Raw genomic sequence first — 25,539 nt, forward strand, 5'->3', positions numbered from 1 at the left:
TGTGGATCTGAAATAAAAAAATACCCTCTCTATTATGAAATAGAAAGGGTATTTATGTAAAGTACTATTAAATATTCGTCTAATAAATAATTTTCTTGCTGACTGTTTGTCCATTTTGCAAAATAATTTTAACCAATAAAGGTTGTTGATTCGATACCAAATTAGAAATAAGAAATTCCGTGTCGTTAACATTCATTTTTTGATAAATTAATCTTCCTAATAAATCATAAACCTGAATTTTGTTTAGTACTTTCTCCGAAGAATTGATCTTTATCTGTTTGTTTGTATTAGAAACCAAAACTGAAAAGTTTAATGTCTCAAAATCACCAATTTCTAAAGTTTTATCACTATTTTTAAATCGAAATACAAAACGATCATTAAAAGTACCTGCTTCTGAACTAAAAGTATAAGGAGCTGTTTTAAGATCATGAATTACACCAAGGGTTAAATCCTCTAGATATACTTTTTGTTCTTTATCAAACATTCCATCAACATGATCAATGCTGATCGATGTTTTACCGGCAACATTTACAGTATAACCGATAGGAATAGTATCCATATCAAAGGGCAGCGCTTTTGCCTGAATAGCCAACATACGTTCTCCAATCAAACTATAAATCGAATGTTGATTTCCGCCAAAAGACAGCCCATCAACCCCCGGGTCATATTCGTTTGTAGCCATGGACGAATAGCCCATTAAGGCCTGACTAAAATTCTTTGAACTATTGGTTAAATTAAGCCAAACTCGATGAGACTTTACTGAAGAAGCTTTTATAGTCGCTGTTTTATAAAAATTAGTATTATTGGCAGCAACTCGCATCGCATTATTAAAAGTAACATTTCCTGTAGCATCTACTTCAACAAAAAATCCTTGGCCTGCAGCTATATATTTTACCGGAACGCTGTTATTACCCGTTCCCGGAATTGCAGCAGCTGTTCCAGTTCCTCCAAATTTAGTATACGTTGCGTAATCTGTAGCCAAATAATCATTGCCACTTAAGGTATGATTGTGTGTCCAGAAATATAATGTCCCGGTTATTGTTTTATTAATTGTCCCGGAACCGGTTATATTTGCATCGATAAAAGCATCGGCATCTATTGCAGATGAATATGGATTTCCTACTAAACGAATTCCAGCTTGCAGCCCATATGCATCAAGCTGCTCGGTCACGGGAACCACTACTGTACCATTGTTAGGGACTCCCGTAAATTGGAAAGGCACGATCGCGGCAACACTGGCACTTATTCCTTCGGGAGCGCGGATGGAATAGCCAATTCCAGGTGAAAATGTACTTGAGGCACTTACGTTTATCCAATCATTATTAAAAATAAAGTACTTATCTCCCTGCGTATACGGAGAGAAATTCAATAAAGTCTGGCTTCCGCTTGTTGGAGATGACCAATATGTATAATCATCATTAATAATGGGAGTCGAATTTCTTTTGTAAATTATTGCTCCGGTATTAATTGCTGATCCGGTATTAGTTTGAATTAAACTTGCATTATTTTCGAAGGTTAATGATCCTCCCGAAACTGTAAGTTCATTAGTTAAAGACAAAGTATGTCCTGATTTGATGACAACTGCTCCTGAATTTACCTGACAAGAACAACCCGACAAATCAATGGTAGTAGTAAAATCTGCATTAAAAACAATATTCTGTGTTCCGCTTGTGGCCGGAGGAGCCGATCCAGCAGACCAAGTTCCTGAATAAGTATTAGTAATTAAAGACATTACCGTGACACCCACAGAAGTTGATATACAACCTGAGGCATTTCTTGAAGAAACCGTGTGGGATGAACCTTGTGCAAAACTACTATATACAAGTGTTCCAGAATAGGCACCTCCATCAAAACTGTAAGTTTCTCCTGAAACAGCTGTTATGGATATGCTACCCGTTGCTACTGTACACGTTGGTTGAGTTATTGTAACTGTTGGTGGGCTTGGCAATGAATTTATAACTACCGTAGCACTACCTATAAGTGTTTGTGCACATGATGGATTAGTCGAATAAACAACACTCACCAAAGCATACACAAAAGAACCAGCCATAGTTGTAGGTACGGGAACATTTGCACTACCACTTGCAACAACACTTACAGTTTGATTTGCACCTCCATTAATAGTATAAGTCACTGTTATTCCTGCTGCCTGTCGATTTACAAAAGTAATATTTGGACTTATAACACCAAGACATACCGTCGTAGTACCACTAATGGTTGCCGATGGGTTTGGTCTAAAAGTAACATTGGCAGATGTATTGGCTGGAGACAAATTTACACAACCATTAAAATTGGTAATTGATTTTAAAGTATATCCAGTTGAAACTGCAGCAGATACATTAAAAGCTGTAGCAGCATTGCTATTTATAATTTGACTGTAAGTTGTTGTTCCATCTGTATATGACAAAGTATATGGTGGCACTCCATTGGCGTCATCGGCATCAAAAGTAATTGTGGCTTGACTACCTATACAAAACGAACCTCCAGTAAAACCAGAACTTAATGTATTATTAGGCAAAGCATTTACAGTTATAGTCCCTGTGGCACTTACACTACCGCAACCACCACTTAATGGAATACTATAATTAAATATACCTGATGTCGTTGGGGTACCAGTTATTGTAATTATATTGGAAACCCAGGAAGCAGTAACTCCCCCCGGCAGGCCTGCTGCAGTTCCAATTCCTGTTGCGCCTGTAGTTGTATGCGTAATACTTGTCATTAATGTATTCAGACAAGGTGTAGGAGATGATGAAGCCAATCCCGCACTATTCAAATTTACAGTAAAACCCCCAGAAACAGCGGTTGTAAAAGGCACCACACAAGAACTATTTATTATACAATAATAATATTTTATCCCCCCAATAGCACTTGAAGGTGTATATACATTTGATGTCGCTCCTGAAATCAAACTTCCTCCAGAATTAGAAGCAGTATTATTGCCATACCACTGATACGTCAAACCAGTTCCAAAAGCAGAGACAGAGATTGGCCCAAAACCCCCAACACATATGGTCTGTCCTGCAGTCGATTGAGTATACGTAGATGCTGAAACATAAACAGGAACTGGAGCAGAATATTTAGTTCCACAACCACTAGTGTTTGCTGTATATTTTACTCTGTACCATGTTGTGACAGTTAAGCCCACAGGAGTATACTTCAATGAAGTTGCACCAGAAACAGGGCTATAAGTTCCTCCTGCCGTCAAACTATATTCCCATTGATATGTGGCAGAAGGAACATTTGTTGTAAATGTCATTTCTGCTATAACACCACCAGAACACACGGTTTGATTCTGTGGTGTTATTGCTGCTGTGTAAGAATTTCCTCCTGTTCCACAGTCCAATGATGTCCCTGAACAATTAGAGGTGCAATTATTACTAGACCCATAGATTTCAGAGGAATTTCCTTGAGTATCCATACCTCCAGTAGTGTAAAACTGACCAGTGGTTCCTGAAATATCAATGTTTCCATTATCAGTGATATAATTTCCATACACTTGCAATAAGCCATTTACAGCAAAGCTTCCAGTACTATTGCTATTTACTATATTTCCATAAACAATTATTGAACCTCCTGATTCAATATTAATAGCTACGCTATTTCCAATTATAAAATTATTGGATGTTGATTCAGGTGTGCCTAATATTAAAGTAGCCCCGCTTTTTACAGTCAATCTAAAGGTTGCATTCCCTCCAATATTAGTAACCCCTCCAATAGTTGTTGTACCAGAAGCAATAGTTAAACTTCCAGCAGCATTTAAATTTGTAAGATTATAAACAGATCCCCCAGGCTGGTCGGTCACATCTTGATTAAAAGTATAATTCCCAGTGCTTATCGCTAAATTTTGATCAAGTGTGAGCGGATTATTAACTGATACGTTAGTGGTACTGGCCGGAACTCCATTTGGTGTCCATGATGTTGCTGTGGACCAAATATAAGCACCTCCCGATGTAGAAGTTTGTCCAATAGTTTTTACAGAAAAAGCCAACAACAAAAATATTAAAATATTAAATTTGGATAAGAATGTTTTTTTCGTCATATTTTTTTGTTTAACAACAAATTTCATCTTTTCTATTTTAAAAAAGAAAAAACCTACATTAAAAGTTAAAATAAAAAAAACAATATCAAAAAACACAACAAAATCGACAACACACAAAAATATCCGTTAAACTACTGTTTTACAATACACTATGACAATAAAAATTTAGACAAGCTTATTGTTTTATCTATCGTAATCTCACAAAAACTATCATAAAGGTCTTAATTAGTGCATAATTTTACTAGCAACAATTTGTCCGTCACGCAATAGGACTTTAACTAGCAAAGTCTGGTGATTTCTTATTAAATTTTGAATACTGAATTCATTGTTGTTTATATTCATTTTTTGATATATTGCTCTTCCTAGCAAATCGTAAACCTGAACTTTATCGATCATTTCAACTGAAGAATTTATGGTTATTTGTTTATTTACATTAGAAACCAAAACTGTGTTTTCGGGTTTTTTAAAACTTTTAGTTACCAGATTTTTACCAGTATAACGCAACACAAAACGGTCATTGAAAGTTCCTGCTTGGGTAGTGAAATTATAGGATGATTCATTTAAATCATGAATGACATTCAACAACTTGTCTTCAATAAATATATTTTGGGTGCTAAAAAAGCCATCTTTTTGATTAATCGCAATTGCAAAACTTCCGACAATAGTGGTCTTAAAACCTAAAGAGACCTCAACTGCTTCTTCAAATGGCAAAGATCTTCATTGAATAACTAATTTTTTGTCTTTATTAATGCTGTAAAAATCCACAAACTCGTTTCCTTCAAAAGTTTCTCCATCATATTTACCATCATAATTGTTTGCGGCCCCAGTGACATAAACTAGATATGCGAGCAAAGATTCCAAATTGAAACAAAAGTAAAAAAAGCAAGAAAAGTTGTTTCTTAATCATACGTTTTTGGAATTTTGAAAATTATTAAAATATTTATCGTTCAATTATTACTTATCAAGGCTATTCCAATCAGATTGTCAATTCCTATTTTTTTATAAAACTTAATAGATAATTTTATTTGTAACAATTTGTCCATCATGCAATACAATTTTAATCAGTAAAGCCTGGCGACTTGACACTAGGTTTTGAATAATAAATTCCTTTGCATCTATATTCATTTTTTGATATATTGATCTTCCTAATAAATCATAAACCTCCACTTTATCAATCATTTCAATTTTTGAAGTTATGCTGATTTGCTTGTTTAAATTGGAAACCAAAACTGTGTTTTCGATTTTTTTAAAACTTTTAGCTCCCAGTGTTTTATCAGTATAGCGCAATACAAAACGGTCATCAAAAGTTCCTGATTCGGTACTAAAACTATACGGAGATTCTTTCAGATTATGAATAATCTCTAAGGTTTTATCTTCAATAAAGACTTCATTATCATTGGTACTAAACACGCCTTCCCTTGAGTCAATATTAATATTAAAATTACCCGCCACAGCGGTAAAATATCCCAAGTGCACTTGATCATTATCATTAAAAGATTCCCTTCCTTGAATTTTATAGGCGCTATCATCTATTAAAGAATAGAAATTAATATAATTCCCCCCGTCATTTAATAACCCGTCATACCCATTATCAAAGCCATTTGTAGAATTCTCAAAGTAACCAACGAGTTGTTGACTGAACATCCCATCCTTATTTTCTAAATTTAACCAAAAACGATCTTTAGCTTTCTCTTTGACAGGCATCGATTTGAAAAATTGCGTGTTTGCCCCTATTGTTGCTGAACCAACCCGCATAGAATTGTTAAAAATTAAATTAACATTGTTATTTTGAGCCTCTACAAAAAAACCTTGACAAGAAGCGATATTCCCGAGAGGTATCGAATTTACGGATGTATTAGCGCTTCCCGTTGTAGAAACTGTTTTTGAAGTTGCTGTCCCACCGGTTAGGTTGAACATGGCATAATCAGATTGTGAAAAATTAAATGCATCTGGACCAAGGTTTAACTCTCCGCCTAGATTGGCTTTATGAGTCCAAAAATATAAAGTAGCATCAATGTTTGTAATGTTTGCATTTATAAATTTAACCGCATCAATAGCACAAGGATAAGGATTGCCAATCAAATTCCAATCATCGTCGGTAAATGTACCCGGAGTTAATGAAACTGGAGTATTTATAATTCCCGTATTTAATTTGTTAGTAGATACATTAGCATTAAAAACTACAGATTCTACGGCGGGATAAGAGCTTAGCCAAGTTGGCCCCATGATAATATAACCTTTCCCTGGAACATCCATATTTGTAGCTCCCACCCAATCATCCTGATTATCATCAAAACCATCATCCTCTGAGTCCAAAAAATTTGCCGGATTAAAATAATAGGCACGATCAGAGCGCCAGTTTGAAAATGTGGTACCTGGAGTATTAGAAATGGGTGTAGTTGTAAGAGGACTTGACCAGTAGGTATAATCAAACTTTTCAAAAGGAGTTGTGGTTTTATTTACTTTTATTGTTCCGTTATTTGTAACCGTCCCTAAATCACTTATCACTACTAGAGATCCTTGATTTGTTATCTTTAAATTTGATCCATTATTAACGGTTAAATTATTTTGGATAGTTACAAATTTACCATCGGCAATAGTAAGTGCAAATCCGCTATTAACAGTTAAGCTACAAGCCGTTATATTATCATTTGAAGTAGTATCATAATTCCCTGCTAGAATTACGTTAGTGGTGATCGTAGGAATTCCATTGGACCAAGAACTAACATTACCAACCTTCTTCCAGGTGGAAGAGGATTGATCCGTAATAACAATACTTCCTATTGTTGCAGAAGAAGTACACCCGAATTGATTTGTAACGGTAAGGGAATAATAACCAACCGTTAAACCCGTAACTGTAGTACTTGTTCCTGATCCTGTTATTGCGCCCGGATTAATTATCCAATTTCCTGTAGGCAAACTACTAAGAACCACACTTCCTGATGAGTTACAATCAATTGGTTTGGTGACTCCAATTATAGGATGCTGGGGTGTTGGGTTGACAACAATAGTAATAGTCTCAGAATTAGACAAGGAAGTATTATTATCATATTGAACCGTACATTTAAGTGTCGCTTTATAGATTCCGACTAATGGTATTGCAATGGCTTGGTTTTGCCCTGTTCGAATAACTGTACTATTATTTGGATCAACAATTGACCAGGAATAAACAATCGTTTTATCTGAACCAATCCCTGAATAAGCACCAAATAAATTAACAGAATTCCCTTCACAAACGGGAGTGTTTGAAGACGGTTTCGAATTAGGTGTACCGCCATCTCTTGAAACATAGGAAAATTTTAAAGTACCTTCACAATCTGAGTCCGTAAGAGAAGAATTTAAACCCACATAAAAAGACTGAATGTTACTGCAAATACCTCCGTTAATCCCCAAACCAGATACTTGAAGAACAGCGTTCTCTACAGGCACAATGAGGTTAATTTTACCATTCATTGAAATTAAGCCAATAGTTGGAGTTCAAATAATATCTAGTGTTTTTAATATAAAATCAATTGTTGAATTAATATTTCCATTCAAAGCTAATGTTCCTGAAATTGTAACAGTTCCCATGAGCTGGGTATTTATCGCTACACTTTCCGATGTTGGCTTATTAACAGATATGGTATTTCCCGACTGAATCAAAACAGTTCCTGCCGTTACAGCATATTGACCCGGATATCCTTGGGGGGAATTTGCTGAAGGTGTAATCCACGAAGATCCGTCGTAATACTGCCAACTAGAGACATCATTCCATAGCCCATATTTTTTAGATCGTTAGTATCCAGTGGTTTGCGAAAAAGCAAAAGTTTGCGTTAGCACCAATAAAAGTGTGGGTAGTAATTTTATTTTCATAATAGTATAGATTTGGGGGAAATCATTTATTTATGTTACTCTAAGTAAAATAAAAAACATTTCTTCCACACTGTAAAATCGTCAACTTGCACTTATATCTGTTATATTACTGATTTTAAGTGATTTGGAAATATTTTTTTTCAATAAAAAAATAATTTTGAGATTGGCCACTAAAAAGCTACGTCAGATAATTGCAACCGTTTTCAATACTAATATCCTTCTTTAACAAATTATAAATTCTTAAATTTCAAACTTTAAAAACCGACAATGAAAGAAGTCTATTCCATAAAAGGAGCTATACCTAAGATTGAGCATTTTTGTGCCTATCAAGAACGCTGTCATGAAGAAGTAGTGCAAAAATTGCGAAGCATGAAAATGGAACCCGAAGAAATTGACACCATTATCGTACATCTTATCAATGATAATTTTCTTAATGAAGAACGTTTTGCGTGCAGTTTTGCCAGAGGAAAGCACCGCATCAAACATTGGGGAAAAATTAGAATTGTAAACGAGTTAAAGTCAAAAAAAATAACACAAACTCTTATCAATATTGCACTAAAGGAAATATCTCCTGCCGAATATGAAACAACTTTTCACACATTAGCAGAAAGACACTGGCAATCTATACGAGAAACCAATTCGATGAAAAAAAGAAAAAAATTCTGTGATTATATGTTACGCAAAGGATTTGAAAGCAATTTAGTTTTTGAAAAAGTAAAAGAGCTGGAGAATTGGAACACAGATGACACGGATTAGCTTAAAATTTTCAATCCGTATGATTTTGTAAAATCTTTCGCAATTCGAATGCTGCCATGGTAGCCGATTACAAACTCAACAATACACTCACCGCATTCCCACCAAAACCAACGGCATTAATCAATACTTTTCTAATGGGTTTTATCTGTAATTGCGCTTCTGCAAAAGGGACTCCGATGAACCTATTGTGTTGCATCATCATAACAGCCAATTCCAAACTGAGTATTCCCGAAGCGCCAAACGTGTGTCCAATTTTCCATTTATTGGTAGTCAATAAAGGAAGAGTTGAACCAAATACTTTCTCTATTGCTCGATATTCAGTTAAATCGCCTTTTATAGTTCCAGGAGCGTGCATAACGATTGCATCTACTTCAGAAAGGTCTATATCTTGCAAAGCCATCTTCATTGATTTTTGGAAACAAGTCGCTTCCGCAGAAATAGAAATATTGTGTTCCAAAATTTCTGTAGCATACCCAATCCCTTCAATATAAGCCAAGGCATTTTCTTTTTTCCCAATTTCGAGACAACAAACTCCAGCACCTTCGCCAAGAATCATTGTACTTTGTTTCTTTTCTAAATCGAGAGCGCGATTAGGATAATCTTCTTCACTATTGGAATAAATTTTCAGGGCTCGCATTTGAGCAATGGTAAAATCCGTTAACGGAGCCTCACTCCCACCCACCAAAAATTTATCAGCCATACCGGCTCTAAGCCAAGCCAAGCCGTTCAGTAAAGCATGTAAAGCGGTCGAACAAGTAATGGAATGCGAAATTTCAGGTCCGGAACTTTGCAAATCATGAGCAACCCAAGAGGAGATATTCCCCAAAGTTGTTGTAGGAGAAGCTAATGTATGCGCTTTTCCCGTTTTTAAATATTCCTGATGGTGTTTTTCGAATAAATCAGTGGCACCACGAGAAGAACCAATATTAATCCCGAAAACATCATTTGGAGTCCAACCCGCTTTTTCTATCGCTTTACGCGAAGCTGCCATAGCATACAAAACCGACTTGTCTAAGGATCTATACTTATTATCGGATTGTTTTAAGTCTTCAACAATTTGTTTTGAATCCGCATCGAGCACTGCAACGAGCGTTTTTTTACGGTCTAAATCTTGCTCGGTGAAAAAATGGGCATCACTAAGATAATTTTTCCAAATCACTTCTGCCGTATTCCCTAAAGGTGAAATGGAAGCGATTGCTGTTATGGAGATTGTTTTGGACAAAATACTGTAATTGTTTTACCGCAAAGGTCGCAAAGTTTTTCGTAAAATTGGCATACGGATAGCACAGATGCTACTGATAAAAACGGATTTTTAGTCTTTTAACCAATGAAAATCCGTTTGATCTGTCTTATCAGTGGACTAAACTATTTCTAACGCTTTCTCGACCACCTGATACACTTTTTGTAATTGCTCATCAGTGATAATATAGGGAGGCAAAATGTATACAATATTACCAACCGGACGAAGAATTATTCCATTTTCGATAAAAAAATCATAGAGTTTGTTGCGCAAGGTTCCATAATAACTTGCCGCGCTTTCAGTTTCTATTTCTAAAGCAAAAATGACTCCGAGTACTCGTGTTGTGGTTACTTTCGGATGGTTTTTTATGTGTTCCTGAAAGTCCAGATGATTTTGATTTACCCGAATTAAATTCGCCTGCATTTCGTTCGTCTGCAGCAATTCTAAACTGGCCAAAGCAGCTGCACAACCTGTAGGATTTGCCGTAAATGTATGCCCATGAAACAGCGCCTTATTAATATCGTCATCATAAAAAGCATCGAATAAATCTTGCGTAAAAGTCGTAATTGCCATAGGAATGGTTCCGCCGGTCAATGCTTTTGACAGACACATCATATCTGGTTTTTCCACCAAATAATCGGTCGCAAAAGTTTTCCCTGTTTTTCCAAAACCGGTCATCACTTCATCAGCAATCGTCAGCACTTTATTTTCCTGACAAATTCGCATCAATTTATCTAAAGCTTCCGGTTCATAAATCACCATTCCTGCAGCTCCCTGAACCAATGGCTCAAAAATAAAACCCGCACAATTGTTGTTTTTTATAACCGAATGTAACGCTTCATAACTTTCTTGCTCCATTCCTTTAACCGGAACCGGAATACGTATGACTTTAATTAAAGAATCCTTAAATGCTTCGACAAAAAACGAGATTCCGCTTGCTGCCATAGCGCCAAAAGTGTCACCGTGAAAAGCATTTTCGAAAGCAATTATCGTAGTTCTCTTTTCTCCTTTATTGAAAAAATATTGCATCGCAACTTTAATCGCAATTTCAACTGCCGTAGAACCATTATCCGAAAAGAATATTTTTTGTTGGTTTTTGGGTAGAATTTCCATCAACTTCTCGCCAACCAAAATAGCGGGTTCGTGTGTAAATCCACCAAAAAGCACGTGTTCTAATGTCGTGAGTTGTTTGTAAATAGCATCCGCGATAAATGTATTCGAATGTCCGTAAGGATTCACCCACCAGGAAGCGATGGCATCAATGTATTCTTTATCATTCTCGTCCCAGAGCAAAGCGCCTTTGCCTTTTTTAATGGCAATGGGAAGTGCTGCTGTTTTGTGTTGTGTATATGGATGCCAAAGATATTGGCCGTCTCTATCAGCTAAATTCATTTAATTGTAGATTGATGATTAACGATTTTTGGTTTCAGATTTTGTCATTTCGAGGAACGAAGCAATCCCATTTTGGAATTACAAATAATCAAGTTCCAATAGATTTTCTCTAAATCGGTCTGCATACTCTTTGATTACATTTTGGTCAAAATAGGGTTCTTGTTCTATTCTTCCAATGCATTTTATGCCAGTTTTACTCAAAATTATTTCTTCTGTAGCCTTATTTTCGTCACCAGAAAAAATAATTCCAGCAACAGTAATTTTCCGATTTTTCAAGGCTTCAATGGTAAGTAAAGTATGATTGATGCTCCCTAAATAATGCCGGGAAACCACAATTACTTTATAATCGGGCTGAATCAAATCAATTACACAATCACTTGAATTTAATGGAACAAAAACACCGCCCGCACCTTCAACAACCAAATTATTTTCTGTTTTCGGTTCGATAATTTTCATTAAATCAATAGTGATTCGGTCCAGTTCTGCAGCGAAATGTGGACTCGCAGGCGTATTCAAAGCATAACTATTGGGATGAATTACCGTCTTTTTATTAGACAAAAAAGATTTGATTTTGTGACTGTCGGAGTTTTCTAAATCACCCGCTTGTATGGGTTTCCAATAATCGGCTTCTAGCGATTCCGTTATAATTGCCGAAGCAATGGTCTTACCGACATCGGTTCCTATTCCGGTTACAAATATTTTCATAGTAATTAGATTTGGACACAAAAGTAAAAAACCCATCGGTAAGATGGGTCATTTATTATTCTTCTTTTAATTCGTCTATAACTTTCTTGATTTGCTTGGCGTATTTTCCGTAATAATAGTTAACCCAAACTTCAGTCATCAACCCGATCAAGAGCATTAAAAAAATAAATATTAATATCAATATTGTAAAAGGAAAATTACTACTTGATTCACTAATAAGATAGCGTTCTAAAATTGACGGGGATTTAGAAATTACAAATAAACATCCACCTGCTAAAGCAAATGGAATTAAGGAATAAGTAAACGATTTATACAACTCCATATTTAATTGTATATCAAAATAGGTTTTATATAAATTATCCTTAGTATCCAAGGTAGTGTTACCTATTCGTCTATAAAACAAGTATAATTTAATAAAATAATAAATTGAAGTAGCCACCGCAATTCCGTAAAATAAATAAAAAATAGTATCATATTTGGGTAACAAATGAAGCAATTGTGGCAAGAAACCCAAAAGAATCATTGCAGGTAATTGAATAAAAAATTCATTCCTTAAGTTCTTTCTGATCATGTCAACAGGCATATTCGCCGATTTTAGTTTCTCTAAATTGGTTGGAACTTTAATGTCACTGCCTGTGTCATTATTCCATGCTGATTGTATATCGTTAAAATCCATATCCTTGTTTTTCAATTATTTCTTTCAATTTGTTTTTTGTTCTGTTCAGTTTTACTCTGGCATTGCCTTCAGAAATACCTAAATTATCTCCAATTTCTTTATGCGAATAGCCTTCCAAGTGGTAAAAAACGAGTGCTTTTTCTATTTTATCTAATTTATTTACCGCACGATAAAAATGTTCTAACTGGTTTTCTTTAATGTGCGAATCGTCATCTTCTTCTTTTATGTTATCCGAAGCTATTTCGTATTTATCTACTTTTCGCTTCTCTTTCTTTAAGAAAACAATTGCTGTATTGATAGCCACCCGATACATCCAAGTCGAAAACTGGCTTTCGTTTCTAAACGAATCATACGATTTCCAAAGTTGGCAGACAATCTCCTGAAACAAATCCTGTTGATCATCGTGATTGTCCATATACATTTTAGAAACTTTATATAAAATTCCTTTGTGTTTTTCAATCCGGTTTAAAAATTCTGGTTCTTTCTCTTTCAAAATGGTATTAGTTCAGAATAGGTTTAACGATATACCCTTTTTTTCTCAATAAATATATCACTCCTTGTTCTCCCAATAAATGAGCGGCTCCTACTGCAAAAAAAGTGCTTTTATCTTTCATCATATCTGGTATTTTTACCGCCCAGTTTTTATTTCTCACTTCTAATAACCATTTTTTTGCTTTTTCATTCATCACTTTAGGAGCCGTAATGTCTTTATATAATTCCAGAAGGTTTTCCTGAATATAATTTTGAACTAACTTTTTTGTAGTATCGTCATTTGATTCCTATAACATTGTAATCATCTCCGTATCATAATAAGCTTTGCTTAAGAAATCCATTTGTGCTTGAAGCGTTTCAAATCCAGTAACACTTTTATCAGAATCTTTAGCCATTGCAATAAATTCCATTTCATAACTTTTAATATCAACACACCCAAAAGATTTCATCATAATTAAACTCATTACTGTCATTAAACTAAACTTGTCAACTTGTTTGACTGTCATTCCTGTTCGTTTTTGTAATAAAGCATCAAGGTAATTCAATTGTTCTGGGCTCAATGTTTTACTTAATGGTTCTTTCCCGTATGCCAGTTGTTGGGCAGCACCCATTTCATTTGGGTCTGATAAATTAACCTCTAAGACTAAATTATCAGAAGTAGCGAAAGCTTTCTTGGTTTTATCAGATAGAAAATAATCATTCCCACAAATCATGTGAATCGTGCCATATAAATACGAAGATTTCGACAAACCGTTTCCTGAAATTTCCCATAAAAGAGATTTAGCATTTGAATTTATTGATGTAGCTTTTTTTGCTTGCGCAAAAACTCCGCTGGAAATTAATAATACTGCTACTATTGCAATTGATTTGAATATTTTTTTCATGATAATTTGATTTTTGATTGATTTAGATGATTTAAACTCGTTAGGATTATTTACTATATTTTGTTCTTAAGACCGAAAATACTCCCGCCAAAAAGAAGCAAGACATCATCAATAACATTTCAGATTTTGGCTTTTCATAAACATATTGGTTTACTAAAGCGTAGCCTACTCCTATTGAACTGATAAAAATCATGATTGGTCCAAAATAATTTCTCTCGCTAAATTTTTTTGTGGTTTCTGTTTTCATAATGGTTTTGTTTATTTGATTACCATTCGTAAGTAATTAAATAAGCAAAACGTTACAAAAAAAATTAAACTTTTTTAAAGAAGTGTTAAAATACAATGCATCACAGCCGAAATTTCTTCTGGCGAATTATAACTGTGTAAACAAAAACGCAAGCGTTCCTGTCCTTCTGGAACGGTTGGCGAAAGTATCGCTTTTACATCAAATCCTTTTTCTTGCAGTTGGTTGGCGATCGTTTTTACTTTTTCATTTCCTGGAATAATGGCAGATTGTATCGCTGATTTGCTTCGCACAAAGAGTGGTCTTAAACTTAACAGATTTTTCTGTTGATTAAAAAAAACAATGTTTTCTCTTAATTTTAAAATTGGAGCCGAATCCTTTTTTAAATGCTGGTACGCAACCAGAATCGTGGCAACAGAATGTGGCGAAAGCCCTGTGGTGTAAATAAAACTTCGGGCAAAATTTACTAAATAATCCCTCAATTCAACCGAACCTAAAATCGCGGCTCCATGACATCCCAATCCTTTCCCGAAAGTCATAATGCGGGCAAAAACGTGATCTTGCAATCCCCGCATTTGAACGAATCCTTCTCCTGCTGAACCAAAAACTCCCAAAGCATGCGCTTCATCAACAACAAGATAACAATTGTGTTTAGTTGAAACCGAAACCAATTCTTCTAGATTTGGACAATCACCATCCATCGAAAAAACAGATTCAGTGACGATATAAATAATGGTATTTGGATTCCTTAAAATCAACTTTTCCAAATCCTCAAAATCATTATGATTGAATTTATAGGCTTTGGCATTCGACAATTGAATCCCGTCCCTAATGGAAGCATGACATAATTCATCGTATAAAATCAAATCCCCTTTTAGTGGAACCGAACTAAAGAATCCAACATTGGCATCATAACCCGAATTGAAAATCAATGCCGTTTCTGATTGATGGAACTTAGCGATAAAGTCTTCTGTTTCTTGATACAGTTTATGGTTCCCGGATAACAATCGGGAACCGGTTGCTCCGTTTTTTTTATAATTTCTGTCTAAAATAAATTGGTGTGTTTCATCAAAAATATTTTCTGACTGAGACAATCCCAAGTAATCATTAGAAGAAAAATCAATTAAATTATTAGGTAAAGATAATTTCCGAAGCGCATTGTTTTGCATGCGGATTTCAAGTTTGGCAGTGAGATTTTTAGGAAAGTTCATAAAGACAAAGTTAGAAAAAAATGGACGCAGATGAAACGGATTTGCTAAAGCAAAAACACAGATAAAAAACGGATTTTTAATTGTTATAATCCGCATAATTATTGGCAAAGAAATAAAATTTGGGTAAAATTTATTTACAAAAATTTAAAAATAATTATTGTTTTTGTATGTTTTATTATTGTTTATCAATAATTTTAATATATTTACATCAAATTAAAATACTAAAGTTATGAGAAAAGACAACAAATTAGTAAGAGTAATCTACATTATATCACGATTGGGTTATCGCTTTACCCAACTTTTCATATTATCAGCTATCTTTTTTGAATTCTTTACCCTAAACGGGGAAATAGGAAATTTTACAACCTCAGCACATAATTCAAAGGGGTATCCGATTAAAGCTAGGATACAATTAAACATCCCAGATACTTTAATTATTTATAAAAGTAACTTTTCAAGTAGTGCTGGAGTTATCTCAAAAACTGATTATAAAAAATATAATAAGGATTTCAATAAAATAAAAAAAGATAATCGACTCGATAAAACTTTTCAAATAAATAATTTTGCTATTTATAAAGATGGATTTAACGACGTTAGCAAGGAAATTGATAATGTAAAAATTCAGGATCAAGACTCGGAGATTAATATTGTAATCAACCCTAAAGATGTCTTTTTTAAATCAATTTTAATGTTAAAAAGTTATTTAGCATTAGCATTACTATTATTCATCGCTTATCAATGTATGCATTTGTTTAAACAATTAAATAAGAACTTTGTTTTTGACAAACAATTGAATCGAAGAATTCAAAATATAGGTTTTTCATTAATACTATTTCAAGCTGTAAAAATGATTGTTAGCATAATTTCTATGCAATATTTATCGAGAATTGATTATCATCATTACATCCCATCAATTGATAATTCAGATTTTAGATTTATGAATTTGCAAATTGAAGTCGAATATAACTTAGAAACTCTTTTTCTAGGATTATGTTTAGTAGTTTTAGCTAAACTATTAGGCTATGGGTACAATCTTCAAAATGAAAACGAATTAACAATATAACTTATGTCAATCATTGTAAACCTTGACGTGATGCTTGCCAAACGAAAAATGCGTTCCAATGAATTGGCAGATCGAATGGGAATAACCACTGCCAATCTTTCTATTTTGAAAACTGGAAAAGCAAAAGCGATTCGGTTTTCGACTTTAGAACTGATTTGTGACATTCTGGAATGTCAACCTGGAGATATTATGGAATTTGTAAAAGAGGAATAGTTTCTAGTTCCCAACTTTTTAGCCCAGATGGAAACGGCATCCTTTTGCAAAGCTTCCAGCCTTTTGAAGGCAGGAAGCTTTGCAAAAGATAAAGTGAACAGCTGGAATAGCTCCAAAAAAAAGCCTAACAGTTACGTTAGGCTCTATTTATATTTTAAATTGTCTTAGTCGACTAAAACAATAACCTTGTTGTCTTTCATTTCGATTGTTCCTGAAACAATAGCAAGCGTGTAATTTTGATCATCTATTTTAGTAAACTTACTCACTACATCTTTGTTAAAATGGAAGCTTGAAGCAGTAATTTTCACTACACCTTTTTCTAAAATAGAAACAATTGGCGCGTGGTTATTTAAAATCTGAAAACTTCCGTCAATTCCTGGTAAGGTAACCGAGGTTACATCTCCCGAAAATAATTTTGCTTCTGGTGATACTATTTCTAAAATCATGGTTTTTAGTTTACAGTCTCAGTATACAGTCACAGTACGGAATACTGAGACTGAACACTGAATACTAATTTTATGCTTCCGCTAACATTTTTTCTCCTGCTTCGATAGCTTCTTCGATAGTACCTTTAAGGTTGAATGCCGATTCTGGCAAGTGATCTAATTCACCGTCAATAATCATATTAAATCCTTTGATAGTATCTTTGATATCAACTAACACCCCCTTTAATCCTGTAAATTGCTCCGCAACGTGGAAAGGTTGAGATAAGAAACGTTGAACACGACGCGCTCTTGAAACGGCTAATTTATCCTCTTCTGATAATTCTTCCATACCAAGGATCGCAATGATATCTTGTAATTGTTTGTATTTTTGTAAAATTTCTTTCACTCTTTGTGCACAGTCATAATGCTCATCACCTAAGATTTGAGGAGTAAGAATTCTTGAAGTTGAATCCAATGGATCCACCGCAGGATAAATACCTAACTCAGCAATTTTACGAGACAATACCGTAGTAGCATCAAGGTGAGCAAAAGTTGTAGCCGGTGCCGGATCCGTTAAATCATCCGCAGGAACGTAAACCGCTTGTACAGATGTAATAGAACCTTTGTTTGTTGATGTAATACGTTCTTGCATTGCACCCATTTCAGTAGCCAATGTTGGTTGGTACCCTACTGCAGATGGCATACGACCTAATAGTGCCGAAACCTCAGAACCTGCTTGTGTAAAACGGAAGATATTGTCAACGAAAAACAAAACGTCTTTTCCTTGATCAGTTCCTGCTCCATCACGGAAATATTCAGCGATAGACAATCCAGAAAGTGCTACACGAGCACGAGCTCCCGGTGGCTCATTCATTTGACCGAAAACGAAAGTAGCTTTAGACTCTCTCATTCCTGGCATATCCACTTTAGATAAATCCCATCCTCCATTTTCCATAGAGTGCATGAATTCATCCCCGTATTTTATAATTCCTGACTCTAACATCTCACGAAGTAAGTCATTCCCTTCACGTGTTCTTTCTCCTACTCCTGCGAATACGGAAAGTCCACCGTGACCTTTTGCGATATTATTGATCAACTCTTGAATCAATACTGTTTTACCAACACCTGCACCACCGAACAATCCAATTTTACCCCCTTTTGAGTAAGGCTCAATTAAATCAATTACTTTAATACCTGTGAATAAAACTTCAGAAGAAGTAGATAAATCTTCGAATTTTGGTGCTTGACGGTGAATAGACATTCCGTTTTCACCTGTTTTTGGCAAGTTTCCTAAACCATCAATGGCATCTCCAATTACGTTGAACAAACGTCCGTAAACATCGGCACCGATTGGCATTTGGATAGGATTTCCTGTTCCAACTACTTCATAACCTCTACTCAAACCATCTGTTGAGTCCATCGAAATGGTACGAACTGTATTTTCACCAATGTGAGATTGCACTTCAAGTACTAATAAAGTACCGTCTTTTTTTGTGATTTCTAATGAATCATAAATTTTTGGAAGTTCAACATCCTTACCGTTGAAAACAACGTCAACTACTGGGCCAATGATCTGGGCAACTTTTCCTATTACTTTTGACATTACTTATGTATTTATTAAATAGCTATTTAGGTTTACGAAACAGAACCAATCGAAACTTATCGATTAGACACTTTTTTCAGTGTGCAAAGATAATTTTTTAAAATATAAAATCAATAATTTTTTTATAAAAAAAGGATATTTTTACTTCCTACTGAAGAAAAGCTTTAAAACAATCCAATAACAACAATATCCTCAAAAAAATAACCACCTGCATAAACAGATGGTTATTAGTTATTATTTACTTTTAAATCTTATAAAGTAGCTGGGTACAGTATTCGATACAAGCTTACATCTTTGTTTTTGAAATTAGCTCCAAACTTTGCATTAATAGCACCAGTAAACAAATTAGCTATGATAGCATACCCCCTTGGACTTGGATGCACTCCATCTAAAGAAAACATTCCACCAGTTACAAACGCAGAAGTAACTTTGTAGTTATTGTAGATTATACCTCCGTTTGCTAACTGATCCGTAACCCCCTTTAATTCTACAAATGCCAATCCTTTCGCATCTGCAACCGATTTAATTGTGGCATTGTAAGCATCAGTAGCCGTTTTAACTTCTAACACTTCGTCTTTTGAAAGCACCCATTGATCTGCTAAAGGCACTGATACTCCATTTACAGCGGCAGGATTATTATTTACGGTAGTACCGATAAACGTTCTAGATGTTAAAACCATTAAATCTTCGGCAGTAGCCTGTCTTAACGAAGGAATTCCAAATGCTGTTCTATCAGTTAAATAACTATCAACAATTACTACGGCATTGGCTCCAGCGGCAAATTTAATTGTTCTTCTGTTCGCTTCTGCATCTGTTAATAGATTATTAGTCACCATGGTTCGCAAACCAGCATTATAAATAGCATATCCCGCACTCAACTGCGTTGCAGCAGCAGCAGACAATGGTACAGGGTTATAAGGTACTGTTGTAAAAAATGGTAATGCAGTTACGTAAGGCAAATTAGCAACAATTCCTTTCGCTCCCTTTGCTGTCATTGCGTTAACAATGCCATTATAAGCACCAGCAAACACAGCGGGATCGGTAATATCATTGCTTGCATAAGTAGCGGGATTCATATTTCCTGTTTGATTTCTACCTGAACCTCCAGACGTAGCATAACCTAAAACATCATTACCACCTATCCATAAAGAGAAAAAGGTAGGGTCTTGAGCCACAGCATCTGCCACAACCGTTGTTGAAGCTGATGTAGCAAATCGAGCGAAGTAAGGATTTGCGACACCGGTGGCAATACCAGCTACATTCCCGTATCCTGGAGCCACTAAATGATAACTTTTTGCACCTGGCACACCGAGATTACTAAAAGGACCTGTTAGTTTTGTAGTAGCTTCTGTTGATGGTCTACCTGTAACTGGAGTAGGTGCAGCACCATTGAAAAACAAGCGCTGTCCCAGTATCACGTTACCGCCTAACAACAATCCACCAATATTATCAGCCATAAAAGGCGTCTTAAACTCACCGCCACCTGCTAATGCAAATTGTTGTGCTATAATATTAACATAAGAACCTTTTTGCCCTTCAATAAATAATGCATTATCACTGAAACCCGCAGCATACGAATCTCCTAATGCTATATATTTTGTTACAACTGCAGACCCAACAGTTAAAGGTTTCCCATCAGAAGAAGTAGTATCTACCGTTACTTCATCATCATTATTACATGCTACAAATGCTAATGAAGCAAATAGAAGCCATTTGAAATTTTTTATCATTGTTCTTTGATTTTAGTTTTAATAAAGTGTTACGGATTAATTGTCCAAGATGCAAAATATTGTTGACCAATTAGACCCGCTCCTAATACTTGACCATATTCTCTACCTCCGATATTTGAAGCACCTATTTTTAAAGTTGATTTCAAAGAAGGGAAATTATAATTTAATTGCGCATCTATAACTGTTGCCGCCTCAATTGTTCCATCTGCAAAAGAAGATTGCCATAAGTATTCACTATTCCATCTTCCGCTAATGTTAAATCCAAAATTTGGCAATAATTTTTCATTACCAAATGACGCTTTGATACGGTGTTTTGGCGTATTGAATCCAGCTTCAAAACTAGGATCTTTAGATTGATCAAAACTGAATTCAGCATAATTGTAATTAGCTCCTACTTCAAATTCTTTATAAACTTTTCTTGACAAACCAATACCAAAACCGATAGATTCAATTTCAAGTGGTGTGTTTGTATACAATTGAAAAGTTCTTGTATTACCACTTTGCAAAGCCTGTAATGCTTTTTGACCTTCAACATTAGTTAATCCACCACCATCTAAAGCTTGACCGTATAAAGGAGTAATCACGTTAAGATTTCCAATAAAATTATTGTAGATGTTGTAATATCCATTAACATCAATCGAAGTTCTATTAATAAAAGATCTGTACCCTAGTTCAATGGCCTTAACTTCTTCAGGTTTAACAAGACCAGCATTTGTTTTTCTTAATAATGCAGGGTTTCCAGCAGCTGCGAAAGCAATAACCGAAGAAGCTAGGTAAGAATTTCCATAAGCTCTTGTACCATCAATAGTGACAGTAGTATTACCGTTGTTAAACCCCTGACCTACTGCTCCATTTACTGGTAAAGTTTCTACAAATCGAGTTAAGTTATCTGGTGCTGAACCCAAAAGTATAGCACTACCAACATTGAAACCTATGTACTGATCTTGCGTAGTTGGGTTTCTAAAACCAGTTTGGAAAGAGCCTCTAAAATTATGGTTCTTATTTTGACCGCCTGAATAAACAAGCGAAACCCTTGGAGAAATATTCCCATCAAAATTTTGCGCTTTATCATAACGAATAGATCCTGTGAATTTTAAACGATCGTCCATCATTTTTTTCATCACTTGCGTGTATGCACCGTATTCATCGTATTTGATAGGCCCATTAGCATCTGTATAAATACGACCAAATGAATTTAACTCATATTGTCTGTAGGAACCTCCAACTTGAATTTCAGCAAATTTAATCAAATCTTTAAAATTATAATTTACATCTGAATGATAAATTCTCGAATTGTCAACTAATTTAGAACCTGTTAGCACACTTGCTTCGTTTGTAACTTGGTTAAAAGCATTTTTAAACTCCGGAGTTCCTGGTAAGAATCTTCCTTGATCTGCTCTTGCTCTAGCCGCTCTGTGCGCATCTGCTGGCAACATACCACCTAATGTTGATTGAGCAAATGTCGTTCCGTATTCTCTAAACCATTGTTGATCTGACTTCCATTTACGATTTATATTGATCCCTGTAAATAACATGTCATAAGATTGACCACCATCCTCAGTAGTTGTATATCCTCTCAAAAAGAAATTTTTCCCTTTAAATTCAATTTTATGTTGCTGCATAAAAAAGTTGTTCAAATAATAACGGTTGGCTCCTTGGTACACAGTGTTTCCAAAACCAAATTTACTTTGCCAAATTACCTCTAATCTTTCGTCTCCAAGTGGACGTAAATGCAAAGAGAAATCTATTTTTGTATTAGAAACCTTGTTATCTGTTAAGTCAGTCTCGTTGTATCCTGTTCTTGAAACTCTATCACTAGGTAAAGTAGGTGCAGGAATTACTGTTGCAACTTCATCGCCATACACATTGATACCGTCATACCCGTAATGAGTTCTATCTCGACCTGCTACCGTTTTATCATCATAATTTACAGCATGCCATTCTGTTCCTCTCATGTAAGCAAAGTTAGCCTTACCTGCAAAATACTTATTGAATGCTTTTGCCATACGAACTCCATAATCAACATAATCATTTGTACCTGCAGCCTTTTGACTAGTTTGCCCAAATTTTGCGTAAGCTCTTATACCTTGGCTAGTAAACGGACTCTTACTAGTCATAAACAAAATTCCATTGAAAGCATTTGCTCCATATAACGCTGAAGAAGCTCCTGGTAATAATTCAACACTTTGAACATCTATTTCAGACACCCCAATTAAATTTCCAAGCACAAAGTTCAACAACGGCGAGGAGTTATCCATCCCATCAACTAATTGCATAAAACGAGTATTTGCAACTGTTGCGAATCCACGCGTATTAATCGATTTGAAAGACATACTTGAAGTATTCATTTGTACTTCTTTCATGTTTTCTAATCCATCATAAAAAGAAGGAGAAGCTGTTTTCTTAATTTCAACGATTCCCATTCTTTCAATTGTAACTGGCGATTCTAATACCCTTTCCGGCGTTCTTGAAGCAGAAACGACAATCTCATTCAATTTTGTTTCTTCGTCAACAAGTCTAATTGTTACTTTTTGAGTATTCGATGAAACTGTTACTTTTTGTGCTACATACCCCACACTGGAAACATTGATCACATAAGGTGGTTTATTTGATGATTGCAAAGTAAATGAACCATCGAAGTCGGTAATCGCACCGGCTTTTTCTCCAACAATTTTAATGTTGGCTCCAGGAATAGGTTGATTGTTACTATCTGTAACAATGCCTGAAATTGAATTTTGAGCAAAAGTAAGGCTACAAAAAAACAATGACAAAAAAAGTAAATACATTCTCATTTGGTTAATATTTTTTGATTTATGTTGCCAAAGTACAAATATTTTTAATATTAATAAAAAAGGGCGTTAAAAATTTCATAATTATCAGTGCTTTTACCTCAATTAGAGTTATTCTTTATTTTTTATTTTTTGTTTTTTGTTAAAAATTAAGTATAAATACTATAATTACACTATGCATGCATATAATAAATGCATTAATCTTAGAAATTTAATAAAATTTTAGCTATTTAATAAAAGTTAATAAAATAAAATAAAAATGATCGCATATCCTATTTATACTATCAATTTCCAGAAGAAAGGTTTAAAAAACAAAAAACCTCGAAAGAGACATCTTTCGAGGTTTATATATATAAAAATCTTTTCTTTTACTATTCTACAGTAACAGACTTAGCAAGATTACGAGGTTGATCTACATTACACTCTCGCATAACTGCAATATGATACGACAAAAGCTGTAACGGTATCGTAGTTATCAACGGAGACAAGGCATCTGAGGTTTCCGGAATTTCAATCACATAATCCGCTAATTCACGAACTTGCGTATCTCCTTTGGTTACAATTGCAATTATTCTTCCACTTCTGGATTTTATTTCTTGAATATTACTGACAATTTTATCATAATGACCCTGTTTTGGAGCAATTACGACAACTGGCATATGCTCATCTATCAAAGCAATAGGACCATGTTTCATTTCTGCAGCCGGATAACCTTCTGCATGAATATAAGATATCTCCTTAAGCTTCAAAGCACCTTCCAATGCTACTGGGAAATTATACCCTCTTCCTAAATACAAACAATTAGGAGCATCCTTAAATGTAGCAGCAATTTCTTTAGCTCTTTCATTTGTTTCTAAAGCTTCTTTAACTTTCTCGGGAATGATTTCCAATTCTTGTAAATACCTATGGAAATCAGTATTTGACAAAGTCCCTTTCGCTTTAGCCAAACGCAGCGCTATCATTGTTAGCACCGTAATTTGAGTAGTAAATGCTTTCGTCGATGCAACACCAATTTCTGGTCCAGCATGAGTATAAGCACCTGCATGAGTTTCTCTTGAAATAGAAGAACCAACAACGTTACAAACTCCAAAAACAAACGCACCGTTTTCCTTGGCTAATTTTATAGCTGCCATAGTATCGGCTGTTTCACCAGATTGCGAAATGGCTATAACAACGTCTTTACTGTTTATAATTGGATTTCTATATCTAAATTCAGAAGCATATTCCACTTCTACCGGAATTCGAGCAAATTCCTCAAATATATATTCCGCTACTAAACCAGCATGCCAAGATGTACCACAAGCCACGATTATAATTCGGTCAGCATTTAAGAATTTTTCTAAATTGTCTTCGACACCTGACATTTTTATAATTCCTTCATTCGCATGAAGTCTTCCGCGATACGTATCTTTTATTACACTTGGTTGTTCATAAATCTCTTTAAGCATAAAGTGATCGTAACCCCCTTTTTCAATTTGCTCCAAATTCATTTGAAGTTCTTGAATATAAGGATCAACTAAAGAATCATCTTTAATTTTTCTCACCTTCATAGCTTTGTGCAATCTAATAATTGCCATTTCACCATCTTCTAAGTAGATGGCATTCGAGGTATATTCTATAAATGGTGAAGCATCGGATGCTATAAAATATTCTCCTTCTCCAACTCCAATCGCCAATGGACTCCCTAAACGGGCAGCCACAATTTCGTCTGGATTATTTTTATCGAAAACTGCAATAGCATAAGCACCTACAACTTGATTCAATGCAATCTGTACCGCTTTCCCTAATTTAAGGTTTTCTTTTTTTTGTACTTCTTCAATAAGATTTACCAATACTTCGGTATCTGTATCAGAATGAAAAACGTATCCTCTTTTCAATAATTCTACCTTCAACGGAGCATAGTTTTCAATAATTCCATTATGGATTATTGCCAAATTCCCTGAATTCGAAAGATGAGGATGAGAATTAACATCGTTTGGAACACCATGTGTAGCCCAACGCGTATGCCCCATTCCTATAGTTCCATTGATAGAAATTTCTTTAGAAGCTCTCTCTTCTAAATCTACAACTTTACCTTTAGTTTTAGAAATTTTTAAGTTCTCACCATCATAAAGCATCACACCGGCACTATCATAACCTCTATATTCCAGTCTTTTCAGTCCTTTTATAATTATAGGGTAAGCCTCTCTATAACCGATATATCCAACAATTCCACACATAAT

20 protein-coding genes and 1 pseudogene are annotated in these 25,539 nt (G+C 34.9%); 4 read left to right on the forward strand and 17 right to left on the reverse strand.

Annotated features, from left to right (window positions below; all coding sequences use genetic code 11):
- Positions 1-79: 79 nt before the first annotated feature.
- The 4 genes from ACFX5E_RS04800 to ACFX5E_RS04815 all read right to left on the reverse strand — a co-directional run bounded on the left by ACFX5E_RS04800 (position 80) and on the right by ACFX5E_RS04815 (position 7,471).
- Positions 80-4,042, reverse strand: a complete 3,963-nt coding sequence (locus tag ACFX5E_RS04800; protein ID WP_379854038.1) for a T9SS sorting signal type C domain-containing protein — start codon at positions 4,040-4,042, stop codon at positions 80-82.
- A gap of 225 nt (positions 4,043-4,267) precedes the next feature.
- A complete protein-coding gene (locus ACFX5E_RS04805; RefSeq protein WP_379854039.1) occupies positions 4,268-4,753 on the reverse strand; it encodes a T9SS sorting signal type C domain-containing protein in 486 nt (161 codons plus the stop codon).
- Between the two features lie 6 nt (positions 4,754-4,759).
- Positions 4,760-4,894, reverse strand: coding sequence for a hypothetical protein (locus ACFX5E_RS04810; RefSeq protein WP_379854040.1), 135 nt, complete (start codon positions 4,892-4,894; stop codon positions 4,760-4,762).
- A 156-nt stretch (positions 4,895-5,050) separates the two neighbouring features.
- Positions 5,051-7,471: a T9SS sorting signal type C domain-containing protein gene (locus tag ACFX5E_RS04815; RefSeq protein ID WP_379854041.1), complete on the reverse strand. Its 2,421-nt coding sequence runs from the start codon at positions 7,469-7,471 to the stop codon at positions 5,051-5,053.
- A gap of 1 nt (position 7,472) precedes the next feature.
- Between ACFX5E_RS04815 and ACFX5E_RS04820 the strand changes: the two genes are divergently transcribed.
- A complete protein-coding gene (locus ACFX5E_RS04820) occupies positions 7,473-7,679 on the forward strand; it encodes a hypothetical protein (RefSeq protein WP_379854042.1) in 207 nt (68 codons plus the stop codon).
- A 482-nt stretch (positions 7,680-8,161) separates the two neighbouring features.
- Positions 8,162-8,650 carry a regulatory protein RecX gene (locus ACFX5E_RS04825; protein WP_379854043.1) on the forward strand — a complete coding sequence of 163 codons (489 nt, stop codon included), beginning with the start codon at positions 8,162-8,164 and terminating at the stop codon, positions 8,648-8,650.
- A gap of 67 nt (positions 8,651-8,717) precedes the next feature.
- Here ACFX5E_RS04825 and ACFX5E_RS04830 read toward each other — a convergent pair whose 3' ends face one another.
- The 8 genes and pseudogenes from ACFX5E_RS04830 to ACFX5E_RS04865 all read right to left on the reverse strand — a co-directional run bounded on the left by ACFX5E_RS04830 (position 8,718) and on the right by ACFX5E_RS04865 (position 15,494).
- On the reverse strand, positions 8,718-9,872 hold the full coding sequence (locus ACFX5E_RS04830; protein WP_379854044.1) for a beta-ketoacyl synthase N-terminal-like domain-containing protein: 1,155 nt from the start codon (positions 9,870-9,872) through the stop codon (positions 8,718-8,720).
- A 138-nt stretch (positions 9,873-10,010) separates the two neighbouring features.
- Positions 10,011-11,282, reverse strand: a complete 1,272-nt coding sequence (gene bioA, locus ACFX5E_RS04835) for an adenosylmethionine--8-amino-7-oxononanoate transaminase (protein ID WP_379854045.1) — start codon at positions 11,280-11,282, stop codon at positions 10,011-10,013.
- A 78-nt stretch (positions 11,283-11,360) separates the two neighbouring features.
- Entirely contained in the window at positions 11,361-11,987 is a 627-nt protein-coding gene (bioD, locus tag ACFX5E_RS04840) for a dethiobiotin synthase (RefSeq protein ID WP_379854046.1), read from the reverse strand.
- Positions 11,988-12,042: 55 nt separating this feature from the next.
- Positions 12,043-12,663, reverse strand: coding sequence for a hypothetical protein (locus ACFX5E_RS04845; protein WP_379854047.1), 621 nt, complete (start codon positions 12,661-12,663; stop codon positions 12,043-12,045).
- Positions 12,653-13,156, reverse strand: coding sequence for an RNA polymerase sigma factor (locus ACFX5E_RS04850; RefSeq protein ID WP_379854048.1), 504 nt, complete (start codon positions 13,154-13,156; stop codon positions 12,653-12,655). Before ACFX5E_RS04850 ends, ACFX5E_RS04845 begins: the two co-directional genes overlap by 11 nt.
- A gap of 7 nt (positions 13,157-13,163) precedes the next feature.
- Positions 13,164-14,039 (reverse strand): annotated as a pseudogene (locus ACFX5E_RS04855) (TraB/GumN family protein).
- Between the two features lie 46 nt (positions 14,040-14,085).
- Positions 14,086-14,286, reverse strand: coding sequence for a hypothetical protein (locus ACFX5E_RS04860; RefSeq protein WP_379854049.1), 201 nt, complete (start codon positions 14,284-14,286; stop codon positions 14,086-14,088).
- A 74-nt stretch (positions 14,287-14,360) separates the two neighbouring features.
- A complete protein-coding gene (locus ACFX5E_RS04865) occupies positions 14,361-15,494 on the reverse strand; it encodes an aminotransferase class I/II-fold pyridoxal phosphate-dependent enzyme (RefSeq protein ID WP_379854050.1) in 1,134 nt (377 codons plus the stop codon).
- Positions 15,495-15,723: 229 nt separating this feature from the next.
- On the opposite strand from ACFX5E_RS04865, the gene ACFX5E_RS04870 reads away from it, so the two are divergent.
- The gene (locus tag ACFX5E_RS04870) at positions 15,724-16,557 is read left to right on the forward strand and encodes a DUF2975 domain-containing protein (RefSeq protein ID WP_379854051.1); all 834 of its coding nucleotides are present in this window, start codon (positions 15,724-15,726) and stop codon (positions 16,555-16,557) included.
- 3 nt (positions 16,558-16,560) lie between these two features.
- A complete protein-coding gene (locus tag ACFX5E_RS04875; protein ID WP_379854052.1) occupies positions 16,561-16,770 on the forward strand; it encodes a helix-turn-helix domain-containing protein in 210 nt (69 codons plus the stop codon).
- Positions 16,771-16,934: 164 nt separating this feature from the next.
- Here ACFX5E_RS04875 and ACFX5E_RS04880 read toward each other — a convergent pair whose 3' ends face one another.
- The 5 genes from ACFX5E_RS04880 to glmS all read right to left on the reverse strand — a co-directional run bounded on the left by ACFX5E_RS04880 (position 16,935) and on the right by glmS (position 25,536).
- Complete coding sequence (locus ACFX5E_RS04880; protein WP_379854053.1) at positions 16,935-17,216, reverse strand: FoF1 ATP synthase subunit delta/epsilon; 282 nt, start codon at positions 17,214-17,216, stop codon at positions 16,935-16,937.
- Positions 17,217-17,286: 70 nt separating this feature from the next.
- Positions 17,287-18,798, reverse strand: coding sequence for a F0F1 ATP synthase subunit beta (atpD, locus tag ACFX5E_RS04885; RefSeq protein WP_073204939.1), 1,512 nt, complete (start codon positions 18,796-18,798; stop codon positions 17,287-17,289).
- A gap of 251 nt (positions 18,799-19,049) precedes the next feature.
- Positions 19,050-20,528: an SGNH/GDSL hydrolase family protein gene (locus ACFX5E_RS04890; protein WP_379854054.1), complete on the reverse strand. Its 1,479-nt coding sequence runs from the start codon at positions 20,526-20,528 to the stop codon at positions 19,050-19,052.
- A 29-nt stretch (positions 20,529-20,557) separates the two neighbouring features.
- Positions 20,558-23,320 (reverse strand): TonB-dependent receptor domain-containing protein, encoded by a 2,763-nt coding sequence (locus ACFX5E_RS04895; protein WP_379854055.1) that lies wholly within the window; start codon positions 23,318-23,320, stop codon positions 20,558-20,560.
- A 368-nt stretch (positions 23,321-23,688) separates the two neighbouring features.
- Positions 23,689-25,536 (reverse strand): glutamine--fructose-6-phosphate transaminase (isomerizing), encoded by a 1,848-nt coding sequence (gene glmS / locus ACFX5E_RS04900; protein ID WP_379854056.1) that lies wholly within the window; start codon positions 25,534-25,536, stop codon positions 23,689-23,691.
- Between the last annotated feature and the right edge of the window lie 3 nt (positions 25,537-25,539).

It is taken from the genome of Flavobacterium xylosi (assembly GCF_042787345.1).
GTDB classification, from domain to species: Bacteria; Bacteroidota; Bacteroidia; order Flavobacteriales; family Flavobacteriaceae; genus Flavobacterium; species Flavobacterium xylosi.